We start from the raw sequence: 23559 nt of genomic DNA on the forward strand, positions 1-23559 counted from the left end.
AGGAAAGCGATGGGAGCCCTGACCGACTACTTCCGCGCGGTGGACGCGGCATCAGTTGTGGAGACGCTTGGGCGGGCGGACGGCGGGTCCCCGCTCGGCGCAGGGCCCCCGGTCTTCGATGGGGTCGAGACCAAGCACGTGGATCCGACCGTTGTCCTGGCGATGCTGATTGCCGCCATCCGTCAGGTTCAGTGGCGAGTGGACCTGGTCGAGCAGGTGACCGTGTGGCCGACCTCCCCGGTACCCGGCCCGGACGGGCCCGAGGACGAGGACGACCCGTGGGTGACGGGACCGTGGGTATCCGAACTCGATCCCCTGGTGCGGGACACCCTGGCGGCTGTGCACGACTCCGAAGTGCCGACCATCGTCGCCAGGTGGGTGCAAGCCGAGGAGCTGCACGGAGCGCGTGCCGAAGACATGCAGCCGGTGGCTGCAGAGATCGTCCTGCTCGCCAGGCGGGCTCTCGGCGCCGACGAGCGGCTCTACTGCTGGATGTGCCTGTGAGGTGGCACAGCCCGGATGCCCGGTCGACAGCCGGCGAGCCAGGTCAGGCGTTAACGCCGTTAATGATCCACACGATGAGCCCTCGGCGTTGAAGGCGTTAACGGCGTTAACGGCGTTAACGGTCCGGGATGTGAAACGGGAGGCGCGGGACGGCGTACGGCTGTGATCATCGAGTGATGATCGACGAGCAGCGGACCAGGCCCGTACTGACGGGCGATGAGCGCGCCACCCTGACCAGCGTTCTCCAGTGGCAGCGGGACACCCTGATGATGAAGTGCGCGGGGCTGACCGACGAGCAGTTGCGGTGCAGGGCGGTCGCGCCGTCCGGGCTGAGTCTGATCGGGCTGGTGCGCCACCTGGCGGAGGTCGAGCGGGGGTGGTTCCGCAACGTCCTGAACGACGAGGACGCACGCGGCTACTTCCCGAGGAACGCGGCGGGGGAGTGGACGGAGTTCCACGTGGAGGACGCGGATCCGGCGGAGGCGTTCAGGATCTGGGAGGACGCGTGCGCGCGCTCCCGGGCGATCGTCGACGCCGCCGAGTCGCTCGACGTGACGGGACGCGACGGCGGTCAGGCGTACTCGCTGCACTACATCCTGGCCCACATGATCGAGGAGTACGCCCGGCACAACGGGCACGCGGACCTGCTGCGCGAGGCGATCGACGGGGCGACCGGGGAGTAGCCGCCGGGGCTTACGGGGCGTGCGGGGTGGTCGCGGCGTCCAGGGCGGTGAGGGCCGCCGGCCAGGGGAAGTGGGGCGGGGCGTCGGGGCCCGCCGGGCCGGGGATGAAGCCGCCCTCGCCGTAGAGGACGGAGACGCCGGCGCCGCGCAGGGTGGCCAGGGACTGGTCGAACTGCGGGTGGGCGGCGAGGGCGGCGTTCATGCAGGGCATGGTGACGACCGGGGTGCCCTTGCCGATCGCCTCGGCCGCGACACCGACGGCGAAGCGGTCGGTGAGGCCGAGGGCCCAGGCGTTGAGGGAGTTGAAGGTGGCCGGGGCGAAGAGCAGGGCGTCGGCGGCGGGCCATACGTCCGGCTCGCCGGGGAGTTTGTACTGCCATCGCACGGGGTGCCCGGTCAGGGCCGCCAGGCCGTCGAGGCTGCCGGCGAGCCAGTGCGCGGCGCTGGGCGTGAGGCCGAGACAGACGTCCCAGCCGCGGGACTGGGCGTCCTCGATCACGTGGGCCACGTCGAAGACGGGCGGGGCGGCGGAGCAGAGCAGGTAGAGCGTCCTCGTGGGGGTCATACCGACATGTGATCACATTGCTTGATCTCGACCCTAGTTGAGGGACCCCGATCGGCCGGTTTGCCCGAAGCGGTCCCCGTTTCCGGCCGACTTGGCGAGGAAATCGGCCAGGACGGCGTGGAGGGCCCCGGGGTTGTGGAGGTGGACGTCGTGCGGGGCTCCAGGGATCGAGACCGCCGTCGTGTCGGGGCCCGGCGGGGTGAGCATGCGCTGTGACTCCTGCGGCGTGACGATCCCGTTCTCACCGATCACGAGCAGTACCGGGCAGGTGATCCGTTCCCACTCGGGCCACCAGGCACGGGTGGTGTTCTCGGTGATGGCGGCGACCATGACGTCCCGCTCGAAGCGGGGGTACCAGCCGTCCGGGCGCTCTTCCAGCCCCGCCGCCCAAGCCTCGCTGCCCAGGAACTCCCGGGCCGCGTCCGGCGAGGGGAACGGGAGCGGCCAGGAGTCGAGCATGGCGCCGATCTCGTCCGGGGTCGCGGGGTCGGCGGCCGCCGCGCCCGCTTCGATCAGGACCAGGGCGCGGAAGAGGTCCGGGTGGGCGGCCGCGGCCAGCATCGCGGTGTGACCACCGAGGGACTGCCCGATGAGGACGGGGCGGTCGAGCCCCAGGTGGGCCGTCACGGCGAGGACGTCGGCGACGTGGGCCGCGCGGGAGACGTCTGCAGGGCGGCGCTCGCTCGCGCCGTGGCCGCGCTGGTCCACCGCGACCACGCGGTGGTGCGGGGCGAGATGCTCCGCGGCCGCGTCCCACTCGCCGGCGTGGCCCGCCAGCCCGTGGAGGAGGACGACGGGGACGCCCGTGCCGCCCCAGTCCCGGCAAGAGAGGCGGACGTCGTCCCGGGGCGAGGTGACGATGCGTTCGGTCCAGGTCATCGGCACATCTTCCAATATTCTTGCGGGGGCGGCGATGAGTTTCGGGGCGGGACCGGGTCTACCCCTTTGTACGAGGATGACAGCCAGGACGACAGCCAGGACGACAGGAGAACCGCGGAGATGAGCGAGCCGGTGAAGGGCCCCGCCAGTTACTTCCCTTCGATCGAGAAGAAGTACGGGCGCCCCGTCGCGGAGTGGAAGGACCTCATCCGGTCCTCGCCGCTGAGCAAGCACATGGAGCTGGTCTCCTGGCTCAAGGCCGAGCACGGTATCGGGCACGGCCACGCCAACGCCCTCGTCGCGCACACCCTCGGCGAGGACGCCGGACGGGCCTGAGCGCCGCGTGGACGCTCGCGCATGGAGTTGAGCTCTTCGGCGATGTCGCGTCTCGCCGGGGCGGGCTTGACTTGAGCCATGACACGGACACGGGCACACACGACGAACGACATCCACCCCCTCACCCTGGCCATCGGCGGGAACGGCAAGACCGGTCGGCGCGTCGCGCAGAAGCTGCGCGGGCAGGGGCGTGCCGTGCGGATCGGGTCGCGTACCGGGGCTCCTCCCTTCGACTGGAACGTGCCCGGGACCTGGGGGCCGGCGCTGGAAGGCGTCGACCGGGTGTACGTGACCTACTACCCGGACCTCGGGTTTCCCGGGGCCGCCGAGCAGGTCGGCGCGTTCTCGGAGGCGGCCGTGGCCGCCGGGGCGCGCCGGCTGGTGCTGCTGTCCGGGCGGGGTGAGGAGGCCGCCCGGCGCGGGGAGGAGAGCCTGAAGGCGTCCGGGGCCGCCTGGACGGTCGTCAGGGCCAGCTGGTTCAACCAGAACTTCGACGAGGACTTCTTCCTGGAGCCCGTACGGTCAGGGGAGATCGCCCTGCCGACCGCGGACGCCGTCGAGGCCTTCGTCGACACCGACGACATCGCCGACGTGGTGGTGGCCGCGCTCACCGACGACCGGCACATCGGCCGGACGTACGAGCTGTCCGGGCCGCGGCTGATGAGCTTCGCCGACGTGGCCGCCGAGCTGTCGAAGGCGACGGGGCGCGAGATCGCGTACGTGCCCGTCCCGGACGAGGAGTACAGGGCCGCGCTCCGCGAGAACGGTCTGCCCGAGGAGTTCGCCGACCTGTTCGCGCAGATCCTCGACGGGCGCAACGCGCATCTGGTGCACGGGGTGGAGGAGGTCCTCGGGCGCCGGCCCAAGGACTTCGCCGACTACGCGCGCGAGGCGGCGGCCACCGGTGTCTGGGAGCTTTGAGTTTCTGACACGGGGCCGGGGAGAGGATGGGGCCATGGACACGCTGACCGGTCTGCTCGAAGGCCCCAAGGCCAGGGGCGCCTTCCTCCTCAAGGCCGTCTACAACCCGCCCTGGGCGGTGCGGATCGAGGACCGTGCCCCGCTCTCGGTGGCCACGATGGTGCACGGCTCGAGCTGGCTGCTCCCCGACGGCGGTGAGCCCGTACGGATCGGCCCCGGGGACGTGGCGGTCGTACGGGGGCCCGAGCCCTACACGATCGCCGACTCCCCGGACACGCCGGTGCAGGTCACGGTCGACCCGGACCAGCGGTGCAGCACCTCGGACGGCGAGGACGTCACCGAGAGCATGGCGCTGGGCGTGCGGACCTGGGGCGCACAGTTCCAGGAGGCCGGGTCGGCGGTGATGCTGAGCGGTACGTACCAGGCGCCCGGCGAGATCGGCCGCCGGCTGCTCGCCGCGCTGCCGACGATCGTGGTCCGGCCGGCGGCGGCCGCGGACGCCACGCTGATCGGACTGCTCGCCTCCGAGATCTCCCGGGACGAGCCGGGTCAGGAGCTCGTCCTGGACCGGCTGCTCGACCTGCTGCTGATCGGGGTGGTGCGGACGTGGCTCGCGGATCCCGGCTCCGGGGCACCGGGCTGGTACCGGGCGCAGGGCGATCCGGTGGTCGGGCGGGCGCTGCGGCTGCTGCACGAGAACCCGGCCCGCGGCTGGACGGTGGAGGAGCTCGCGCACAAGGCCGGGGTCTCGCGGGCCTCGTTGGCGCGGCGGTTCACGGAGCTGGTGGGGGAGCCGCCGATGGCGTACCTGACGGGGTGGCGGCTGGCACTGGCGGGCGATCTCCTGCGGGAGCCCGACGCCACGGTGGCGACGGTGGCCCGGCGGGTCGGGTACGGGTCGGCGTTCGCGCTGTCGACGGCCTTCAAACGGGTACGGGGGGTGAGCCCGCAGGAGTTCCGTACGGGGGCGGCGGCCGCGCCGACGGCCCGGCCGGAGGCGGGCGGGCCGCCGCGCACGGTGGTCCTGCCGGGCACCCGCTAGGGGATGCCCGCAAAGTCCCGTCTGCCCCGCGGCGCACGGCGCACGGCGCTACTTCGCGGGCACCCCTAGGCGGACAGGTCCAGTACGCCCACGGTCTGGCCGCCGCTCGTCTCGCCGGTGAGCCGGAAGCCCAGGCCCAGGTAGAACGGCTCGGGCGTGCCGGGGCCTTGCTCCCACGTGACGTACGCGCGGTCGGCGCCGCGGTCGCGGAGCTCGGCGGTGAGGGCCCGGACCGCGAAGCGGCCGTAGCCCTTGGCCTGATGGGCGGCGGACACGTTCAGGCGCCAGATGCCCGAGCGGATGTCGGCGGGGTCGCGCTCCGGGTTCCAGGCGATGTCGAAGAAGCCCATGACGAAGCCGACCACCTCGTCGCCGTCGACGACGGCGCGCGGCCAGGCGATGTCGCCGTGGACGTAGGCCTCGGCGAGGGACTTGACCACGGGGGAGACGAGATGGGCCTGGTCGGGCCGTACCCGGACCGCGCACACCGCGTCGAAATTGGCTGCGGTGACCGGCTCCAGGCGCAGTGCGGAGGTGCTCATGGCCGCACCCTAGCGGAGGCCGTGTCCCGCGCCGACGGCGGATGTTCCGGGACGGATCCGATCAGGAGCAGCAGTACCAGCACCTGCAGAAGGGAGCTTCTCATGCGGACGAACACCACCGCCGGCGGCGGCAGCCGGATCGCGACCGTCCTGCTCATGGTCTCGACCGTGCTCGTGGGCCTGATGGCGGGCCTGTTCTTCGCGTTCGACGTCTCGGTGATGCCGGGGCCGGCGCGGGGCGGCGGGCGGACGTACGTCACCGCGATGCAGAACATGAACGCCGTCATCGACGGGAACGGGCTGTTCGGCACCGTCTTCGTGGTGGCGCTGTTCGCCGCCGTCGCCTCGGCGGCCGTGGAACTGCGAAGGGGCCGGCGCGGGGTCGCGGTGTGGGTGGGGGCGGCGGCCGTGCTCTACCTCGCCGTCCTGGTGGTCACCCTCACCGTGAACATCCCGCTGAACAACGAGCTCGCGGACGCGGGCGACGCGGCCCGGCTGACCGACTTCCCGATCGTGGACCGGTTCAGGGGGACCTGGGCCGCCACCAACATCGTGCGTACGGCGTGCAGCACGGCGGCACTGATCGCCCTCGTGCGGGCGCTGGTGCTGTACGGGCGGGCCACCCGTCCCCGGTGAGGAGCCGTCAGGGCCCGTTCAGAGGCGGCCGCTGAGGACCAGGGCCCAGGCCAGGCAGCCGAGCGCGATCGTGCACAGCAGCGTCCGCCAGCGGTTGGCCGGCACCCAGCGCGCCTCGAAGGCCTGCCGGACGGCGGCCGGGTCGGCGATGCGCTCGACGGGGCCGGCCGCGTCCAGGGCGTTGTTGAGGGGGATGTTGATCCGGCCCGTGACACCGAGCTGGAGGGCGTACGCGACGAGCGCGGCGATCAGCGGCGGCGCCGCGGAGCCCGCGCCGGAGGCGAGGTGCAGGACCAGAGCGAGGGCGGTCAGCAGCAGGGAGCCGAGGAAGGCGGTCATGAACAGGCCGTTGACGATGGCGACGTTGACGCGCTGCATCACCTGGACGAGCGTCCGGTCGTCCGAGCGCCGCAGCGCCGGCATCACGGACACGTCGAACGCGAAGAACAGGCCGGCCATGAGGCCCGTGGTGATGGTCGCGGCGATGAGTGCGGCAAGTCTCGCGGTGTCCACGTCCGGTTCCCCCTGCTGATCGTCTGCTTGCGGTCATGTGCGGGTCGAATCCTCGAGGCTGCCGATCCCAGGGCTCTGTGAAAAATGCGCGTCCTGGACACACTCCGCTCGGAAACGACCGGTTTTCGCGGTACTGGTGGCAGCATGCACCTGCCGTCGTCTAAGCACCGCGCACTCCCTGGAGGACACACGTGAAGGACTCGAAGGACAGGCTGGAAGCACTGCGGGCCGAGATCGAGCGCCGCAACCCCGCTCAGCCCGAGTTCCACCAGGCGGTGCGGGAGGTCCTGGAGACCCTGGCTCCCGTTTTCGCCGCCCGGCCCGAGTACGCGGATCCGGCGGTGGCGTTGGTCGAGCGGCTGACGGAGCCGGAGCGGCAGATCGTGTTCCGCGTACCGTGGCAGGACGACCGCGGCCGGGTCCACGTCAACCGCGGCTACCGCGTCGAGTTCAACAGCGCGCTGGGCCCGTACAAGGGCGGTCTGCGCTTCCACCCCTCCGTGGACATCGGCGTGGTCAAGTTCCTGGGCTTCGAGCAGATCTTCAAGAACGCGCTGACGGGGCTGGGCATCGGCGGCGGCAAGGGCGGCAGCGACTTCGACCCGCGCGGGCGCTCGGACGCCGAGGTCATGCGGTTCTGCCAGTCGTTCATGACCGAGCTGCACCGGCACATCGGAGAGCACACCGACGTTCCGGCGGGGGACATCGGCGTCGGCGGCCGCGAGATCGGCTACCTGTTCGGCCAGTACCGGCGCATCACCAACCGCTGGGAGGCCGGGGTGCTCACCGGCAAGGGAGCAGGCTGGGGCGGCTCCGCGATCCGGCCGCAGGCCACCGGCTACGGCAGCGTCCTGTTCGCCGCCGAGATGCTGAAGGTGCGGGGCGAATCACTGGACGGCCTGTCGGCGGTGGTCTCCGGCTCGGGCAATGTGGCGCTGTACACGATCGAGAAGCTGCAGCAGCTCGGCGCGAACCCGCTGACCTGTTCGGACTCCCACGGCTACGTCGTCGACGACAAGGGCATCGACCTCGCACTGCTCAAGCAGGTCAAGGAGGTCGAGCGCGGCCGTGTGAGCGAGTACGCGCAGCGGCGCGGCTCCTCGGCGAGGTACGTGTCGGACGGGCGGATCTGGGACGTCCCGGCGGACGTGGCCTTCCCCTCCGCCACGCAGAACGAGCTGGACGGCCAGGACGCCCGGACGCTCATCTCGAACGGGATCAAGGCGGTCTCCGAGGGCGCCAACATGCCGACCACCCCGCAGGCGGTACGGCTCCTGCAGGAGGCCGGGGTCGCCTTCGGGCCCGGCAAGGCCGCCAACGCGGGCGGAGTCGCCGTCAGCGCCCTGGAGATGAGCCAGAACGCGGCCCGCATCGCCTGGAGCGCGCAGCGCGTCGAGGAGGAGCTCGCGGGCATCATGCGCTCGATCCACGCGGTCGCGTACGAGACCGCCGAGCGGTACGGGACCCCGGGGGACTACGTGGCGGGCGCCAACATCGCCGGTTTCGAGCGGGTCGCCGACGCGATGCTCGCCCAGGGCGTCATCTGAGCGCGGGACCCGAGCGCGGGCGGGAGGTCCGGGGGCTTCGGCTCCCGGACCCCGCTCTTCTTCGGACCACCCCGCTCTTCTCCGGACGGCGCGGCTCTGCGGACCCGCTCCTCGAGCCCCGGTGGAGGGGGCGGGCCGTAGCCTGGGGCCGAGCTGCCGGAGTGAACACCGAGGGGGACGTGACCGTGCTGACGGCGTTGGACGGGGTGTACGGGGACCGGAAGGACGCGATCTCCGTCGCGGGGCGGACCGCCTCGTACGAGGAACTGCTGGGCGCGGCCCGGGCGGTGGCCGCCGATGTGGCCGGGGCGAAGTCCTTCGCGATGACCGCGACGGCCTCCCTGGAGACCGTCGCCGCCGCGGTCGGGGGGCTGCTGGCCGGGGTGCCGTTCGTACCGCTGCCGCCCGATGCGGGGCCCGCCGAGCGCGAGCACGTCCTGCGGGACTCCGGGGCCGAGGTCGTGGAGGTGGACTTCGCCCGGCGCTCCGGCTGGACCGGGCCCGCCGCCGCGCCCGAGGACCCGGCGCTGGTGCTGTACACCTCCGGGACCACCGGCGCGCCCAAGGGAGTGGTGCTGACCGGCGCGGCGCTCGCCGCCGACCTGGACGCGCTCGCCGGAGCCTGGCAGTGGAGCGCCGAGGACACCCTCGTGCACGGGCTGCCGCTGTTCCACGTGCACGGGCTCGTACTCGGCGTGCTCGGCGCCCTGCGCACCGGCAGCCGCCTCGTGCACACCGGGCGGCCGACGCCCGGGGCGTACGCGGAGGCGGGCGGGAGCCTGTACTTCGGGGTGCCCACCGTGTGGTCCCGCATCGCCGCGGACCCCGAGGCCGCGGGCGCGCTGTCCGCGGCCCGGCTGCTGGTGTCGGGGAGCGCGGCGCTGCCCGCGCCGGTGTTCCGGGACCTGGAGCGGCTGACGGGGCTGCGGCCGGTGGAGCGGTACGGGATGACGGAGACGCTGATCACCGTGAGCGGGCGGGCGGGCGGCGAGGTGCGGCCCGGCACGGTCGGCACCCCGCTGCCGGGGATCCGTACCCGGATCGCGGCCGAGCCGGGCGCCGAGATCGGCGAACTCCAGCTGACCGGGCCGACCTTGTTCGCCGGGTACCTGGGCCGGCCGGAGGCCACGGCGGCCGCGTACACCGAGGACGGGTGGTTCCGCACGGGCGACATCGCGGCCGTGGACGAGGTGGACGGAGTGCACCGGATCGTGGGGCGGGCCTCCATCGACATGATCAAGACGGGCGGGTACCGGGTCGGCGCCGGGGAGATCGAGAACGCGCTGCTGGACCACCCCGGGGTGAGCGAGGCGGCGGTGGTGGGCGTGCCGGACGCGGACCTGGGGCAGCGGATCGTTGCGTTCGTGGTGGCGGCGGGGGTGACGGGGGCGGAGCTCACGGACTTCGTCGCCGCGCACCTGTCCGTGCACAAGCGGCCGAGGGAGGTGCGGTTCGTGGCGGCGATCCCGCGCAACGCGATGGGCAAGCCGCAGAAGAAGCTGCTGCTGACGGGCGAGTACGACCCGCAGGCCGGCTGAGGCGGCGCGGGGCCCGGCGGGGGCCGCCGCGCGCCGGAGTCCGTTACACCGGCCGGTTCTCGGGCGAGGAGCCGATCGCGCTGCCGTGGGGGGCGTCGTCCCCGAGGGCGGCGGCACGCAGCGCCGCCTCGACCCGGCGGTTGCTCGTCATGGTCGCGGTGACGGCGGTCATGGCGAGGAGGAGGCCGGAGGCGGCGTAGAGCGGGGTGCGCACGTCGTAGGTGGTGGCCAGCCAGCCGCCGAGGAAGGCGCCGAACGGGGCGGCGCACATGGCGAGCATGCGGGAGGTGGAGGCGACCCGGCCCATCAGGTGGGCGGGGACGATCGCCTGTCGGAGGGAGGGGGCGAGCACCATCGTGGCGCCCATGCCCGCCCCGCAGACGGCGAGCGCGAGGCCGGCGACGTACGGGTTCGGGGCGGCGGCAAGGCCCAGGACGGCGAGTCCCTCGACCGCGGCCGTGCAGGTCAGCGCGGTGCCGGTGCCGAGGCGCCGGCCGAGGAAGGAGGCGATGCCCGCGCCGAGCAGGCCACCGGTGGCTTCGGCCGTGAGGAGCAGGCCGAAGCCGAAGGTGCCGGTGCCGAGACGGTCGTGAGCGAAGAGGGCGAGTACGGTCTCCACGGCGATGAAGGCGATGTTCCCGACCGCCGGACGCAGCGCGAGCCCGAGCAGCAGCCTGTTCCGAAAGACGTGGGCGGCGCCGGCCCGCGCCTGCCGCAGCAGCGACTCACGGGCCTGCGGGACGGGCCGGGGCGCTGCGGGCAGCGACCGTACGAGCAGTGCGGAGAGGGCGAACGAGACCGCGTCGGCGAGCAGCGGCACCGCCCGCCCGAGCGCGAGCAGGGCACTGCCCGCCGGCGGCCCGGCGAAGCCGGACGCGGCGGTCTGGGTGCCGCGCAGGCGGGAGTTGGCGCGCTCCAGGAGTGCGGGGTCGCGGCCGAGCAGATCCGGCAGATAGGCCGTGGCGGCCGTGTCGAAGAAGAGTCCGCCGAGGCCGAGCAGGAAGGCGACGGCCGCGAGCAGTGGAATGCCCAGTACGTCGAGCGCCGCCGCTGCCGCCGGTATCGCGAGCAGCACCGCGCGCGCCGCGTCCGTGACCCACATCGTGCGCCGGCGGTCCCAGCGGTCCACCAGCGCGCCGCCGAGCACCCCGAAGAGCAGCCACGGCAGAGTTCCGGCGGCGGTGACGACAGCGAGCGCCATCGGATCGCGCGTCAGTGTCAGCGCGAGCAGCGGCAGCGCGGCATGCGTCACCCCGTCACCGAACGAGGAGACCGTCTGCGCGGTCCACAGACGCCCGAATCCGGTCGGCAACTTCCTTGAATCCGAGGTCACTTGGCGTCCCCTTCGGTCTGGCGGCGCGGTGCCGGGTGGAACAGCGCGAAGACGAACGAGGCGTCGGGCAGCGACGGGTCGGACAGCTGCCGGTACTCGTGGGCCAGTGCCTCCAGCCGCGCACCCAGCTCCGCGAACTGTTCGTCGGTGAGCCGCAGATGCGCCATCCCCACGTGCCGCTCGCCGTCCGCCGGCGCTGCCTCCAGGTCCGCCACCGCGTGCCGCATCAGCACGTCCGGCCCTCCCTCGCCCGGATCCGGCAGCACGATCGACCGCGCGGCCATGGCGTAGTACCGCTCGGTGACCCCCCGGACCTTCCGCGTACGCACCACCTTCACCAGGCCGGCCCGCTCCAGCAGCCGTACGTGGTAGCTGGAACTCCCTTTCGCGAGGCCGACCCGTTCGGCGATCTGCGTGATCGTCGCGGGCTCGAAGCGGAGGACGGCCATGATCCGGTGACGCGTGAGATTGGAGACGGCGCGCAGCTGCTCGTCAGTGGTGACGTGGATCGTCTCGGGAAGATCGTCGGTAGGCATGGATTAATGGTCAACACTTCTTGACCATTGCGCAAGGGGTTTGCCGCAGGAGGTGCCGCCGGTCGGCGTGTCGGTGTGGTGCCACGTGGCGCTGCGTGGCACCACGTGGCATCACTCGGTGCCATGTGGTGCCACGTGGCGCTATCGAAGATGCGTGGGTGTGCGTGATGCCCTCGCGATCCCGGTGGATTTTTCGGCGTTTCCGCAGGTGGGGGAGGGTTGTGCGCGATCGGTGCCACCTCTGGCGCCATGGGTGCTTGCGCATGGTGCCATTGTGGTGCCATCATGGAGCCATGGACCTCACGCCTTATGTCGACAACCTTCGCCGCGAACTCGCGGTGGCCGCCGAAGCCGGTGGGGAAGACGCCCGGAAGCTGGCCGAGCGGCTCACGGCCCCTCTGGAATCGGCGACCCGGCTGACCATGCTCAACGTGCTCTCCGCCGCGATGGACGAGATCACCCGCGAGCTCGCCCCCGGCTCGGTCGACGTACGGCTGCGCGGACTGGACCCCGACTTCGTCGTGACGCTGCCGCCCGCCGGGAGCGGCGCCCCCGCGGAGCCGGACGCGTTCTTCGAACCGCTGCCGGCCGCAGCCGCGGCCCCGGCCGAGGGCGACGAGGGCGGCACCGCCCGCGTCAACCTGCGCCTGCCGGCCCACCTCAAGGCGCGCGCCGAGGAGGCCGCGAACCGCGAGGGCCTGTCGGTCAACGCCTGGCTGGTCCGGGCCGTGTCGGCCGCGGTCGACGGCAGCGCCCGGCCGCGGCCGGCGGAGAAGACCCAGAGCGTCGGACAGAGCATCACCGGCTGGGTGCGCTAGCCCTCAAGCCCCGGGCCCCGGGCCCCGGCTCCAGCCCGCAACACGCCACCACTCCACCCCACAGACCCAAGAGGACGGGACAGCCATGCCTTCTTTCGACACCCCCGAACCGATCTCGGCCACGGCGCGCGTGGAGGCCGGTTCCATCCAGTTCGTCGCCGGCGACCGTACCGACACCGTCGTCGAGGTCAACCCCCGCGACCCGAAGAAGGACCTGGACGTGCGGACGGCCGAACAGACCGAGGTCGCGTACTCGGGCGGCGTACTGACCGTCAGGACGCCCAAGTCCAACATGTTCGGCCGCACCGGCGTCGTCGACGTGACGGTCGAGCTGCCCACCGGCTCGCGCATCGACATGACCGGCTCCTGGACCCAGGTGCTCGGCGAGGGCCGGCTCGGTGAGGTCCGTGTGAAGACCTCCTCCGGCGACGTCCGCCTCGACACCACCGGGCCGCTGCACCTGAAGGCCTCGCACGGGTCCATCACCGTCGACCGCGTCGAGGGCGCCGCCGAGATCACCACCAGCTCCGGCAGCCTGCGCGTCGGACTCGTCGACGGGTCCGCCGTCCTGAAGAACTCGCACGGCACCACGACGGTCGGCGCCGCGACCGGCGAGCTGCGCGTCAGCGGCGCCAACGGCGACATCGAGATCCGGCGTGCCGAGGACTCGGTCACCGCGACCACCGCCCACGGAACCCTGCGCGTCGGCGAAGTGGTGCGCGGCACCGTCCAGTTGGAGACCTCGTACGGGGCCATCGAGGTCGGTGTCCGCGAGGGCACGGCCGCCTGGCTCGACGTCAGCTCCGCCTCCGGCCAGGTGCGCAACGCGCTCACCCCGTCCGAGACCCCGGGAGGGACCGAGGAGACCGTCCAGGTCCGCGCCCGCACCCGGCACGGCAACATCGACGTCCGCCGCGCCAAGGCCTGAGCCCACACACCCCCCGAACGACGCCGTCTTCCGACCACTTCACCCTTCGAACGGAGGGCCCCATGCCTTCTTCTGTCATGCCCACGCCAAAGCGCGCGGACGGTCACACGTCGCCCGCCGCCGTCTCCACCACCGGTCTGCGCAAGTCGTACGGCGACAAGACCGTCCTCGACGGCGTCGATCTGCACATCCCGGCCGGATCCGTGTTCGCCCTGCTCGGGCCCAACGGCGCCGGCAAGACCACCGTCGTGAAGATCCTGTCCACGCTCATCACCGCCGACGGCGGCCAGGCCCGGGTCGCGGGCCACGACATCGCCGCCTCGCCGGAAGGGGTGCGCGCCGCGATCGGCGTCACCGGGCAGTTCTCCGCCGTCGACGGGCTCATCACCGGCGAGGAGAACATGCTCCTCATGGCGGACCTGCACCACCTCTCCCGCAGCGGGGGACGGCGCGTCGCCGCGGAGCTGCTGGAGCGCTTCGACCTGGTGGAGGCGGCCAAGAAGCCGGCCTCCACGTACTCCGGCGGCATGAAGCGCCGCCTCGACATCGCCATGACGCTGGTCGGCGACCCGCGGATCATCTTCCTGGACGAGCCGACCACGGGTCTCGACCCGCGCAGCCGCCACAACATGTGGCAGATCATCCGCGAGCTGGTCACGGACGGCGTCACGGTCTTCCTCACCACGCAGTACCTGGAGGAGGCCGACCAGCTCGCCGACCGCATCGCCGTACTGAACAACGGCAGGATCGCGGCCGAGGGCACCGCCGAGGAGCTGAAGCGGCTGATCCCCGGCGGACACGTCCGCCTGCGCTTCTCCGACCCGGCCGCGTACCGGAACGCCACCCTCGCGCTCCGCGAGGTCACCCGGGACGACGAGGCGCTGTCGCTCCAGATCTCCAGTGACGGCAGCCAGCGCGAGCTGCGCTCCCTCCTCGACCGGCTGGACTCCGCCGGCATCGAGGCGGACGAGCTGACGGTCCACACCCCCGACCTCGACGACGTGTTCTTCGCCCTGACCGGCGGCACCGACACCGACCAGCCCAAGGAGACCGCCCGATGAGCACGCTCGCCCTCGCCGTCCGCGACTCGTCCACGATGCTGCGCCGCAACCTCCTGCACGCGCGCCGCTATCCGTCGATGACCCTGAACCTGCTGCTGACACCGATCATGCTGCTGCTGCTCTTCGTCTACGTCTTCGGCGACGTGATGAGCGCGGGCATGGGCGGCGGCGCCGACCGCTCCGCGTACGTCGCCTACCTCGTGCCGGGCCTCCTGCTGATGACCGTCGGCTCCACCACGATCGGTACCGCGGTGTCCGTCTCCAACGACATGACCGAGGGCATCATCGCCCGCTTCCGCACGATGGCGATCCACCGGGGCTCGGTGCTCGTCGGACACGTCGTCGGCAGCGTGCTGCAGTCCGTCGCCAGCGTGGTCCTGGTGGGGGCCGTGGGCGTGGCCATCGGCTTCCGCTCCGTGGACGCGACCGCCTTGGAATGGCTCGCGGCGTTCGGACTGCTCACCCTGTTCGCCCTGGCGCTCACCTGGATCGCGGTCGGGATGGGCATGGTCAGCCCGAACGCCGAGGCGGCCAGCAACAACGCGATGCCGCTGATCTTCCTCCCGCTCATCTCCAGCGCCTTCGTCCCGGTCGACGCCATGCCCGGCTGGTTCCGGCCGGTCGCCGAGTACCAGCCGTTCACGCCGGCCATCGAGACGCTGCGCGGGCTGCTGCTCGGCACGGAGATCGGCATCAACGGGTGGCTCGCGCTCGGCTGGTGCCTGGCGCTCTCCGTGCTCGGCTACTTCTGGTCGAAGTCGGCCTTCGACCGGGACCCGAAGTAGCCGGGGACCGGCCCGGCCCGCCCCCGGGGCGGCGCACCCCGACACCGTGTCGGGGTGCGCCGCCCCTCCGCGTCGTTCAGTCGCTGCTCTCTTCCCGCCGGAGCGGGCATCCAGAACCGCTCAAGAAGACCCGGAGCGCGGCGGGCGGGGGGCAGCGACTGAGGAAAAGCGACTGAGCGACTCTTCGGTCGCTCTCAGGGCGGGAGAGAAAGCCCAGGTCAGATGGCATGGCTGGGGAAAACAGCGACTGAAGCGACTCAAGGTCCGGGTATATGGAGACATTGGCGTGCGCGTGCGCATGCGCGTGTGCGCGTCATATATAGGGGTCTTGAGTCGCTTCAGTCGCTGTTCCGTCTTGCGCAAGGCTGTGACCTGGTGTTCTGTGAGCGACTCAGCGAGCGACCGAACGGGGCCCGGTCGCTGCGCCTTCAGTCGCTCAGTCGCTGGGGCCGCTCGTGGACGCGTACATCTGTTCTGGCTCATATGCCTCTCGCCTCCCACCGGTTTCGCTAACCTGTTGTCGGGCGTTGAGTCGCTTCAGTCGCTGATGGGGGAAGTGAATGGCAGCTGAGCTGCGGGTTTCGCGCAGCGACCCAAGGCAGTTCACGAGAGCTGCCGCGGTCGTGTCGCAGCCTCTGACGACTGCCACGTGGTGCGCGCGCCAGGGGTGGCCGGTTCACCCTCTCGCGCCGGGCCGCAAGACGCCCGTGGCCAACTGCGAGGCGTGCCGCGTCCCGGGCCACGACCGCGGCGCCTGCGACTGCCTGCGGGCGGGCCGCTGGTGCCACGGCTTCCACGCCGCGACCCTCGACTGCGAGCGGATCCGGCAGTGGTGGGGCGCCCGGCCCGATCTCGGGGTCGGCGTCGCCACCGGTCCGGCGGGCCTCGTCGTCATCGACATCGACGCGCACGCGACGGAACTCCCCGGCCGCGAACGGCTGCTGCCGGGCATCCCCATCGCCGACACCGTCGACCTGACCGGCCTGGCCAACGGCTTCCACACCCTGGGCGTGCTGGCCGCCTTACGCGGTGCCACGAGCCCGGCCGACGACGAGACGACCCTGCGCGTACGGACCCCCTCCGGGGGCCTGCACGTCTGGTACCGCAACGAGGGCGGCCTGCGCTGGCAGTGCTCCGCCGGGTCGGGCGGCGGCCGGGCCCTCGCCTGGCAGGTCGACGTACGGGCGCACGGCGGGTACATCGTGGCCCCCGGGACCGTGACCCCCGCCGGTGTCTACCGGCCGCTGGGCTCCGTACGGCATCCCGCACCGCTCCCCGGCTGGCTGGCCGGCGAACTGGAGCGCACCGGGCACCTGCCCGCCGAGGACGCACCCGGGCCCCGGCCCGTGCCGCCCCGGGCCCGGCAGGCCGTCATCGCGGCCGGCGGCGGACGCGCGGCGTCGGACCGGGTCATGGCGGGAGTGCTGGCCGAGGTCGCAGGCTGCGCGGCGATACCCGAAGGGGCGGCGTTCTCCGAAAAGTTGAACCGCGCCGCCTACACCGCCGGAGGACTCGTGGCCGCCGGGCACCTCACCGAGGCCGAGGCCATGCGGGCCCTGGAGGACGCGGCCGAACAGGCCCGCCCCGGGCAGGAGGGCCGCTGCCGCGCCATCATCCGCGGCGGGCTCAGCGCGGGCCTGGCGCGTCCGCTGGCCCTCCGAGGCCGCGTGTGAGGCCGCAGGCAAGGCCGCACATGAGTGCGGAGAACGACGGCATCCCGGCAGGTTTCGACGTACAGGCCGTCGCGGCGCAGATCCTCGCGCAGCCCCTACCGGCGCCGCGCGGGTCCCAGGAGTCCTTGGAGTCGTTGGAGCCCGCCGGATACGCGACGGGCAGGGAGCGGGCCGACAGCGGCCCACCAGAGCCCCTGGAGACCTTGGACGCCCTGGCCGTGGCCGGCGGCGAGGCGACGGCCGACGGACTGCTGCCCGACACGCTCACCGACCGCGGCAACGCCAAGCTGTTCGTCAAGCTCTACCGCAACGACTACCGGCACGTTCCCGGGATCGGCTGGTTCCGCTGGGACGGCACGCGCTGGCAGATCGACGAGGACGACACCGTCATGTGGTCCGCGGGCGACCTGGCCGAGTCCATCGCGACCACCGACCCCCGGGGCGTCCACCCCGCCGCCGCGCTCCAGCAGCACCGCCGCCGCACGCTCAGCACCAGCGGGATGAACGCCATGCTCACGCAGGCGAAGTCCGCCCCGGGCATGGTGCTCAACGCGGCGCGCCTGGACGCCGATCCGTACGCGCTGTGCACGCCCGCCGGAGTCGTGGACCTGCGGACCGGGCACATCCGCCCGGCCGAGCCCACGAAGGACTTCCACTCCCGCTCCACCTCGGCGGCGCCGCGGCAGATGCCCACGCCCCGCTGGAACCGCTTCCTGACCGACACCTTCGGCGAGGGGCCCGAGGGCGCGGAGATGATCGACTTCCTCCAGCTGCTGCTCGGCTACTCCGTCACCGGGGACGTGGGCGCCCAGGTCATGCCGTTCCTGTTCGGCTCCGGCAAGAACGGCAAGTCCGTACTGCTGGACGTCCTGATGAAGCTGCTCGGGGACTACGCGGACGCCGCGCCCCCCGGGTTCCTGATGTCGCGCCCGTACGAGGGGCACCCGACCGACCTCGCCGAACTGCACGGCCGTCGCGTGATCGTGTGCAGCGAGGTCAAACCCGGCGACCGCTTCGACGAGGCCCGCGTCAAACTGCTCACCGGCGGCGACCGCATCAAGGCGCGCCGCATGCGCCAGGACTTCTTCAGCTTCGAGCCGACGCACAAGATGTGGCTGCTGGGCAACCACCGGCCCGAGGTCGGCACCGGCGGGTTCGCGTTCTGGCGGCGCATGCGGCTGATCCCGTTCGAGCGGGTCGTCTCCGACGACCGCAAGATAGACAACCTGGCGGGCGTACTCGTCACCCAGGAGGGTCCGGGCATCCTCAACTGGCTCATCGACGGCGCCCGCCGCTACCTCGGCGGCGACCGGGACCTCACGGGTCCGGAGCGGGTCAGGATCGCGACGACGGCGTACGCGGAGACCGAGGACCACACCGGGCGCTTCATCGGCGAGACCTGCCGGCTGGAGGCCGATCTGAGGGCGGAGCAAGCGCAGCTCTACGCGGCGTACAGGGGCTGGTGCCAGCACGAGGGCGCACCGGCGATCTCTTCCCGGGCCTTCGCGGCGCGCGTGCGCGAGTCGGTGGGACTGGCCTCGCCGAAGGAAATGATCCTGTCCAACCAGCGCAAGTACTACCCGGGCATCGGCCTGCTCGCGGACGAGGAGACAGTATGAGCGCCCTCATCGCAGAAGACGAGATCGTCCACGAGGTGGACCTCGTCTGGCTCGAGGACATCAGCCGGCTCGACTACGTCCGCCAGAGCCTGGACCGGCTTCCGACGCGGCGCGGGCGGCCCGCGTACCACCGTGACGGGCGGATGGTCGGGTACGCGCTGCTCGGGCCGAAGGCGAAGCCCTCGCGTTCCTCGGGCACCTTCCGGCGGCGGGTGTTCTGGCTGCTGCCGCACGACCGGGACACCGCACCCGAGGGGCTGTACGCGACCGGGGCGCCGGCCGAGGCGGTGGACGCCCGGACGCTGGCACCGGGCAACAAGGGGCGCAAGACGGAGCGTTCGGAGGGCGGTCCGATGTCCTCGGCGGTGCGCGGGCTCCTTCCGTAGCCGTGGGCGGGCTCCTTCCGTGGTCGTCGGGCGGCCCGTTCGGCAGCCCGTTCCGCGGCTCGCCGCGAGGCTTCCCGTTCCTTGGAAAAGAAACGGGACACCCGGTATATTTCTGTGCCTGAGGGGTGCCCACGGGGAGGGTGCCGCGGTGCAGGGGGAGCGTCGTATGCGGGCACAGGTGGCGGTGGTCGGCGGGGGGCCCGTCGGGATGCTCGTGGCGGCCGAGTTGGCCGGGTACGGAGTCGACACGGTGCTCCTCGAATCCCGGGCCGGCGTCTGCGACCGGCCCAAGGCGACCACGCTGCACGCCCGGGCCGTGCAGTGCCTGGCCCGGCGCGGCCATCTGCCGGGGCCGGCCGTCCCGTACGCCGGTGCCCGGGGCGCCCGGACCGGGAGCCCCTTCCACTTCGCCGGGCTGCCGGGCCTGTTCATCACCGCGCCCGAGACGGAGCCGGAGCCGATCCTCAAGTGCCCCCAGGCGCAGCTGGAGCGGCAGTTCGAGGAGCGGGCCCGGGAGGCGGGCGCCCGGATCCTGCGCGGGCACCGCGTGACCGGGATGGTCCAGGGGCCGGACGGGGTGCGGATCACGGCCGAGGGGCCGCGGGGCCCGGCCGTGTACGAGGTGGAGCACGTGGTGGGGGCGGACGGCGCACGCAGTACGGTCCGCGAGCAGGCGGGCATCGGCTCCGACACCCACCCGGCCACGATCTCCGCGCTGATGGGCGCGGTCCGGCTCGCGGAACCGGACGCGCTGCCCCCGGGCTGGCACCGGACCCCGCGCGGCTGGATCGTGTCCAAGGCCGACGCCGAGGGCAGGACGCACATCCGGACGCTCAACTGCACCGGGGCGCACGCCGACCGGCACCTGCCGCCCACCCTGGGCGAGCTGCGCCGGGAGGTTTCCTGGATCGCCGGACGCGAGATCGGGATGGCGCAGCCGCGCTGGCTCGGCCGGTTCAGCGATTTCTCCCGGCTGGCGCGGACCTTCCGCGCGGGGCGGGTCTTCCTGGTGGGGGACGCGGCGCACGTGCACTTCCCGATCGGCGGGCAGGGCCTCAGCACCGGGGTCCTCGACGCCCTCAACCTGGCCTGGAAGCTGGCGCTAGCGGTGCGCGGGGAGGCGGGCCCGGACCTGCTCGGCACGTACGACGCGGAGCGCAGACCGGTCGCCCGGCGGGTCGTCGAGAACACCCGGGCCCAGCTCGCGCTGATGCGGCCGGGGCCCGAGCTCGACGCCCTGCGCGGGGTGTTCTCGGGACTGCTGGCGCAGGAGGGCGCGCAGGGGCACCTCGGCGGACTCATCAGCGCGCAGGACACGGTGCTTCCGGCCGTGCTGCCCGCGCAGCCCGGACGTTCCTGCCCGTCTGCAGGAAAGTTTCTGCACAATGCCGTACTGACCACCTCGGCCGGTGAGACGGACGTCATCCGGCTGCTCCAGGGCGGCCGGCCGCTGCTGTTGCTCCTGGGCGAGAAGGGCGCCGGCCACCGCGAGCAGGCGCGGGGCTGGGAGGGGGTCGTGCGCGTGGTGCGCGCCCGTCCCACCCCTGACGTGCCGTACGAGGCGCTGCTGGTGCGGCCAGACGGCTACATCGCGTGGGCGCCGGGCGGCGCGGACCTGGGCGCCGCCCTGTCGGTGTACTTCGCCCGGGGTGCCCGTACGGAGTCCGTGTGACGGAGCGGAGGCCGGGGCGCGGACCCCGGCTCGGGGCCGGGTGCCGGTCCGGGCGGTGGCCCAGGGCGGCGTACGGGCTGGGACGCCCCGGCCCCGGCCCGGCCGGCGGCGGACGCGGCTCAGCCGGCGGGCGCGAGCTCCAGCGCGTCAGCCGCCTTGCGGGCCTCGGCGTAGACCGTGGCTCCGCGGGTCTCGGCGAGGTCGAGCGAGGCGAGGACCGAGGGCACCACGACGCTGGGCAGCAGGTGGCGCATCAGGGCGGAAACCCTGACGACGAGGTCGCCGTAGTCGCAGATGGCCTGCGACATGGACTGGATGCCGGCGAAGGAGCCCACGATGACGTCCGCGGTCTCGGGCACCACGACGTGGGGCAGCAGCTCGCCCTGGGCCTGGGCCCGCTCCAGCAGCGTGCAGCCGACCTCGCCCCAGCGCAGGAAGGGGCCGCTGCGGTCGAGGCCCTGCGCCAGCTGGTCCATCGACAGTCTCACGCCGGCACGCACCATGGGATCGGTCTGCAGGCGGTGGGCGTGCAGCATGACCACGTCCACGATCTCCTGCACCTTGGAGGCGCGTTCGGGGACCATGAGCTGCTGGTGCTGGTCCTGCTCGGCGAGCACGCCCTGGGCCAGGTCCTCCTTCGACTGGAAGTGGAAGTAGAGCGCTCCCTTGGTCACCCCGGCCTCGCCGAGGATCTGGGAGATCGTGGCGGCTTGGTAGCCGTGTTCCTCGAAGATCTTGGCCGCCGCGGAAAGAATCGCCTGCCGTGTGCGGATGGCCCGGACTTGCTCAGCCACTGTGCCTCCTCCCTTCCTCAGGGTTGTCGTCGAAAGCGGTCATAAAAAAACCGCCCAGTTCGTATCTTACAGCGGGTGACCATCATCGGCCGCGGGCGGCGGAAGAAGAAGTCACGTCAGGGAGGGAAGCCCATGATTCTCGTCACCGGTGCCACGGGGACGGTCGGGCGGGAAGTGGTCGGGCGGCTCCCGGCGGGCCTGGCGGTCCGCGTCATGACCCGGGATCCGGCCCGGGTCACGGGCGGGCCCGCGTCGGCCGAGGTCGTACGCGCGGACTACGGCGATCCGGCCTCGCTCGCGCGGGCACTGGGCGGCGTGACGGCGGCGTTCCTGGTCACCGGCCGGGTCGGGGACGACGACGAGCGCTTCGTACGGGCCGCACGGTCGGCCGGGGTACGGCACGTGGTGAAGCTGTCCGCGGCGGCCGTCGCGGACCCGCGGGCCGATGACGTGATCACCCGGTGGCAGCGGGCGACCGAGGACCTGGTGCGCGGCTCGGGGATGGACTGGACCCTGCTGCGCCCGCGCGCGTTCATGTCCAACGCCCTGTCCTGGGCGGGGTCCATCCGGTCGGAGGGCGTGGTGCGCGCCCTGTACGGAGGGTCGGCCAACGCGTGCGTCGACCCGCGGGACATCGCGGAGGTGGCCGTACGCGCGCTCACCGAGGAGGGGCACGCGGGCCGGGCCTACACGCTGACGGGACCGCGGGCGATCAGCGCGGCGGAACAGACGGCCCAGCTGGCCGAGGTGCTGGGCCGCCCGCTGCGCTTCGAGGAACTCGCTCCGGAGCAGGCGCGTACGGTGCTGGCCGCGCGTTATCCGCGCGACCTCGCCGAGGCGCTCCTGGCCGGTGCGGAGCGTCAGCGTGCGGGGGCGAAGGCCGGGGTGGAGGCGGCGGTCCCCGCGCTGCTGGGTCGTCCCGCGGGTACCTTCCGCGGGTGGGCGGAGGATCATCGACGCGCCTTCTCGTCCCTGTGAGGGTGTTGTGCGCCCTCGCGGCTCACCGCCCGCCACCGCGGATCAGAGGCCGTGCTCCCCGGCGGTCACGGTGGCTCTGAAGACCGCGGCGCCGTCCTGGTACCCGGTCACCAGCACCGTCTGCTCGCCGTCGGGGCCCCGCTCGGGGAGGCGGCTCGCCTCGATCATGCAGGGACTGTCCAGTTCGGCGTACCGCTTGAACTCGCCGGCGATGGCGAGCGGGAGGTAGGAGGACCGCCCCAGTGCGGCGGCCGTTGCCTGCCGGGCCGCCTCAAGGAGCACCATGCCGGGTACGTGGTCCACCGCGTGCTCGAAGAGTATGGGGTGGCGCGTGTCCACCCGCAGCTGCCAGCGGTCGGCTTCGCCCGTGGGCGAGAGGACCACGTCCATGGGCGACATGCGTCCCACGCTCTGCGGCGCGGCCGGGCTGATGAGCGGGAGCTGGTACCAGTCGCCGCCGAGGTGGTGGCCGCCGCGCACGCGCTCGTACACCCCCGGTGGCATGCAGGAGAAGGAACCGCCCCCGGTGGCGACGATGTCCCCCTCGCGCCGCAGCACCGCCTCGAAGCGCAGACCCGACAGGTTCTTGCCGCGCCGCTTGACCTCCGTGCACACGACCTCGATGTCGAGTGCGGCGGGGGCCCAGCCCACCCGCAGGTGCTGCGGGCGTACGGCTATGTCGATGTCCCAGACGATGAACTGGTGGCCCAGCGGGACGCCGAACTCGGCGTGGCCCAGGAGCATGCCGATCTGGCGGATCGTTTCGCAGCCGATCAGCGGATCGTGGTAGCCGTCCGCGACCGGCGTGAAGAAGCTGTGTCCCCGGGGCCACTGCGCGGTCAGTTCGAAGTGCGTGTCGTCCACCCGCTGCCAGTCGGTCAGGACGACCTCGGCGACGGACGCTCGGTGCACTAATTCCTTGGGCACGGTGAAGGTCAGGGACGGGAAGCGGAAGCCGCTCGGCTGGGCTGTCGCAGCTGAGAGGTCCCTCGTGTGCTCGTCGCTGACCGTTGTGCGCTCAACTCGGAACGTACTCGCAGACATTGCTCCCCCTGGGCTGCGCTGGCGAGAAGGGCGTGTTGCCTCTGGCTGGGAAAGATACATACCAACCGGTTTAATTTCTAGCGGTATCCGACCATCCGCTCGTGCAAGCTGCGGACGATTTCCTTCCGAGTGATACGTTTCCGCTGGTCAGAGCGGCTCTCCGGGCTCTTGCCCCACTCTGGGCCCGCCGTTCGGGGCCCTTCGTGGCCCCCTGCGGGTCGAGCGT

Annotated in this window: 25 protein-coding genes; 17 read left to right on the top strand and 8 right to left on the bottom strand. The window is 72.4% G+C overall.

Going from position 1 to position 23559, the window contains the following annotated elements; translation table 11 throughout:
- The first annotated feature begins 9 nt into the window (after nucleotides 1-9).
- Nucleotides 10-504 carry a hypothetical protein gene (locus K7B10_RS38625; RefSeq protein WP_229344212.1) on the top strand — a complete coding sequence of 165 codons (495 nt, stop codon included), beginning with the start codon at nucleotides 10-12 and terminating at the stop codon, nucleotides 502-504.
- A gap of 176 nt (nucleotides 505-680) precedes the next feature.
- Nucleotides 681-1187, top strand: a complete 507-nt coding sequence (locus K7B10_RS38630) for a DinB family protein (protein ID WP_229344214.1) — start codon at nucleotides 681-683, stop codon at nucleotides 1185-1187.
- Between the two features lie 10 nt (nucleotides 1188-1197).
- Here the strand turns inward: K7B10_RS38630 and K7B10_RS38635 are convergent, their stop codons facing one another.
- Together K7B10_RS38635 and K7B10_RS38640 are read right to left on the bottom strand one after the other, a co-directional pair.
- The gene (locus K7B10_RS38635; protein ID WP_229344217.1) at nucleotides 1198-1752 is read right to left on the bottom strand and encodes a flavoprotein; all 555 of its coding nucleotides are present in this window, start codon (nucleotides 1750-1752) and stop codon (nucleotides 1198-1200) included.
- A 33-nt stretch (nucleotides 1753-1785) separates the two neighbouring features.
- Nucleotides 1786-2631: an alpha/beta fold hydrolase gene (locus tag K7B10_RS38640; protein ID WP_229344219.1), complete on the bottom strand. Its 846-nt coding sequence runs from the start codon at nucleotides 2629-2631 to the stop codon at nucleotides 1786-1788.
- Between the two features lie 120 nt (nucleotides 2632-2751).
- Between K7B10_RS38640 and K7B10_RS38645 the strand changes: the two genes are divergently transcribed.
- The 3 genes from K7B10_RS38645 (at nucleotide 2752) to K7B10_RS38655 (ending at nucleotide 4930) form a co-directional block, all read left to right on the top strand.
- Nucleotides 2752-2967 (top strand): DUF4287 domain-containing protein, encoded by a 216-nt coding sequence (locus tag K7B10_RS38645; protein WP_229344221.1) that lies wholly within the window; start codon nucleotides 2752-2754, stop codon nucleotides 2965-2967.
- Between the two features lie 78 nt (nucleotides 2968-3045).
- Nucleotides 3046-3888 carry an NAD(P)H-binding protein gene (locus K7B10_RS38650; protein WP_229344224.1) on the top strand — a complete coding sequence of 281 codons (843 nt, stop codon included), beginning with the start codon at nucleotides 3046-3048 and terminating at the stop codon, nucleotides 3886-3888.
- Nucleotides 3889-3922: 34 nt separating this feature from the next.
- Nucleotides 3923-4930 (top strand): AraC family transcriptional regulator, encoded by a 1008-nt coding sequence (locus K7B10_RS38655; protein ID WP_229344226.1) that lies wholly within the window; start codon nucleotides 3923-3925, stop codon nucleotides 4928-4930.
- A 65-nt stretch (nucleotides 4931-4995) separates the two neighbouring features.
- Here K7B10_RS38655 and K7B10_RS38660 read toward each other — a convergent pair whose 3' ends face one another.
- Nucleotides 4996-5472, bottom strand: coding sequence for a GNAT family N-acetyltransferase (locus K7B10_RS38660; protein ID WP_229344228.1), 477 nt, complete (start codon nucleotides 5470-5472; stop codon nucleotides 4996-4998).
- 102 nt (nucleotides 5473-5574) lie between these two features.
- Between K7B10_RS38660 and K7B10_RS38665 the strand changes: the two genes are divergently transcribed.
- The gene (locus K7B10_RS38665) at nucleotides 5575-6108 is read left to right on the top strand and encodes an anthrone oxygenase family protein (protein WP_229344230.1); all 534 of its coding nucleotides are present in this window, start codon (nucleotides 5575-5577) and stop codon (nucleotides 6106-6108) included.
- An 18-nt stretch (nucleotides 6109-6126) separates the two neighbouring features.
- Here the strand turns inward: K7B10_RS38665 and K7B10_RS38670 are convergent, their stop codons facing one another.
- Nucleotides 6127-6621 carry an anthrone oxygenase family protein gene (locus tag K7B10_RS38670; protein WP_229344232.1) on the bottom strand — a complete coding sequence of 165 codons (495 nt, stop codon included), beginning with the start codon at nucleotides 6619-6621 and terminating at the stop codon, nucleotides 6127-6129.
- A 191-nt stretch (nucleotides 6622-6812) separates the two neighbouring features.
- On the opposite strand from K7B10_RS38670, the gene gdhA reads away from it, so the two are divergent.
- Together gdhA and K7B10_RS38680 are read left to right on the top strand one after the other, a co-directional pair.
- Nucleotides 6813-8168 (top strand): NADP-specific glutamate dehydrogenase, encoded by a 1356-nt coding sequence (gene gdhA, locus K7B10_RS38675; protein WP_229344234.1) that lies wholly within the window; start codon nucleotides 6813-6815, stop codon nucleotides 8166-8168.
- 185 nt (nucleotides 8169-8353) lie between these two features.
- Nucleotides 8354-9706: an AMP-binding protein gene (locus K7B10_RS38680; RefSeq protein WP_229345721.1), complete on the top strand. Its 1353-nt coding sequence runs from the start codon at nucleotides 8354-8356 to the stop codon at nucleotides 9704-9706.
- A gap of 43 nt (nucleotides 9707-9749) precedes the next feature.
- On the opposite strand, the gene K7B10_RS38685 is transcribed toward K7B10_RS38680, so the two are convergent.
- Nucleotides 9750-11039, bottom strand: a complete 1290-nt coding sequence (locus K7B10_RS38685; RefSeq protein WP_229344236.1) for an MFS transporter — start codon at nucleotides 11037-11039, stop codon at nucleotides 9750-9752.
- Nucleotides 11036-11575 (bottom strand): ArsR/SmtB family transcription factor, encoded by a 540-nt coding sequence (locus K7B10_RS38690; protein WP_229344238.1) that lies wholly within the window; start codon nucleotides 11573-11575, stop codon nucleotides 11036-11038. The genes K7B10_RS38685 and K7B10_RS38690 overlap by 4 nt, the downstream gene beginning before the upstream one ends.
- Before the next feature lie 293 nt (nucleotides 11576-11868).
- On the opposite strand from K7B10_RS38690, the gene K7B10_RS38695 reads away from it, so the two are divergent.
- From K7B10_RS38695 to K7B10_RS38730, 8 genes are all read left to right on the top strand, one after another.
- On the top strand, nucleotides 11869-12393 hold the full coding sequence (locus tag K7B10_RS38695) for a toxin-antitoxin system HicB family antitoxin (RefSeq protein ID WP_229344240.1): 525 nt from the start codon (nucleotides 11869-11871) through the stop codon (nucleotides 12391-12393).
- An 85-nt stretch (nucleotides 12394-12478) separates the two neighbouring features.
- Entirely contained in the window at nucleotides 12479-13321 is an 843-nt protein-coding gene (locus tag K7B10_RS38700; RefSeq protein ID WP_229344242.1) for a DUF4097 family beta strand repeat-containing protein, read from the top strand.
- 62 nt (nucleotides 13322-13383) lie between these two features.
- On the top strand, nucleotides 13384-14382 hold the full coding sequence (locus tag K7B10_RS38705; RefSeq protein WP_229344244.1) for an ATP-binding cassette domain-containing protein: 999 nt from the start codon (nucleotides 13384-13386) through the stop codon (nucleotides 14380-14382).
- Nucleotides 14379-15167, top strand: a complete 789-nt coding sequence (locus K7B10_RS38710; protein WP_229344246.1) for an ABC transporter permease — start codon at nucleotides 14379-14381, stop codon at nucleotides 15165-15167. The genes K7B10_RS38705 and K7B10_RS38710 overlap by 4 nt, the downstream gene beginning before the upstream one ends.
- 560 nt (nucleotides 15168-15727) lie before the next feature.
- Nucleotides 15728-16840 (top strand): bifunctional DNA primase/polymerase, encoded by a 1113-nt coding sequence (locus tag K7B10_RS38715; RefSeq protein WP_229344248.1) that lies wholly within the window; start codon nucleotides 15728-15730, stop codon nucleotides 16838-16840.
- Between the two features lie 20 nt (nucleotides 16841-16860).
- Nucleotides 16861-18459, top strand: coding sequence for a DNA primase family protein (locus K7B10_RS38720; protein WP_229344250.1), 1599 nt, complete (start codon nucleotides 16861-16863; stop codon nucleotides 18457-18459).
- Nucleotides 18456-18845, top strand: a complete 390-nt coding sequence (locus K7B10_RS38725; RefSeq protein ID WP_053692515.1) for a DUF6009 family protein — start codon at nucleotides 18456-18458, stop codon at nucleotides 18843-18845. Before K7B10_RS38720 ends, K7B10_RS38725 begins: the two co-directional genes overlap by 4 nt.
- Before the next feature lie 166 nt (nucleotides 18846-19011).
- On the top strand, nucleotides 19012-20517 hold the full coding sequence (locus K7B10_RS38730) for an FAD-dependent monooxygenase (RefSeq protein WP_229344253.1): 1506 nt from the start codon (nucleotides 19012-19014) through the stop codon (nucleotides 20515-20517).
- A 119-nt stretch (nucleotides 20518-20636) separates the two neighbouring features.
- Here K7B10_RS38730 and K7B10_RS38735 read toward each other — a convergent pair whose 3' ends face one another.
- The gene (locus K7B10_RS38735; protein WP_229344255.1) at nucleotides 20637-21311 is read right to left on the bottom strand and encodes a ScbR family autoregulator-binding transcription factor; all 675 of its coding nucleotides are present in this window, start codon (nucleotides 21309-21311) and stop codon (nucleotides 20637-20639) included.
- A 132-nt stretch (nucleotides 21312-21443) separates the two neighbouring features.
- Here K7B10_RS38735 and K7B10_RS38740 point away from each other — a divergent pair, with 132 nt between their 5' ends.
- Entirely contained in the window at nucleotides 21444-22289 is an 846-nt protein-coding gene (locus K7B10_RS38740; RefSeq protein ID WP_229344257.1) for an SDR family oxidoreductase, read from the top strand.
- 42 nt (nucleotides 22290-22331) lie between these two features.
- Here the strand turns inward: K7B10_RS38740 and K7B10_RS38745 are convergent, their stop codons facing one another.
- Nucleotides 22332-23393: a ScbA/BarX family gamma-butyrolactone biosynthesis protein gene (locus K7B10_RS38745; protein ID WP_308284675.1), complete on the bottom strand. Its 1062-nt coding sequence runs from the start codon at nucleotides 23391-23393 to the stop codon at nucleotides 22332-22334.
- Nucleotides 23394-23559: the final 166 nt, after the last annotated feature.

Source organism: Streptomyces flavotricini, from assembly GCF_020639365.1.
GTDB classification, from domain to species: domain Bacteria; phylum Actinomycetota; class Actinomycetes; order Streptomycetales; family Streptomycetaceae; genus Streptomyces; species Streptomyces flavotricini.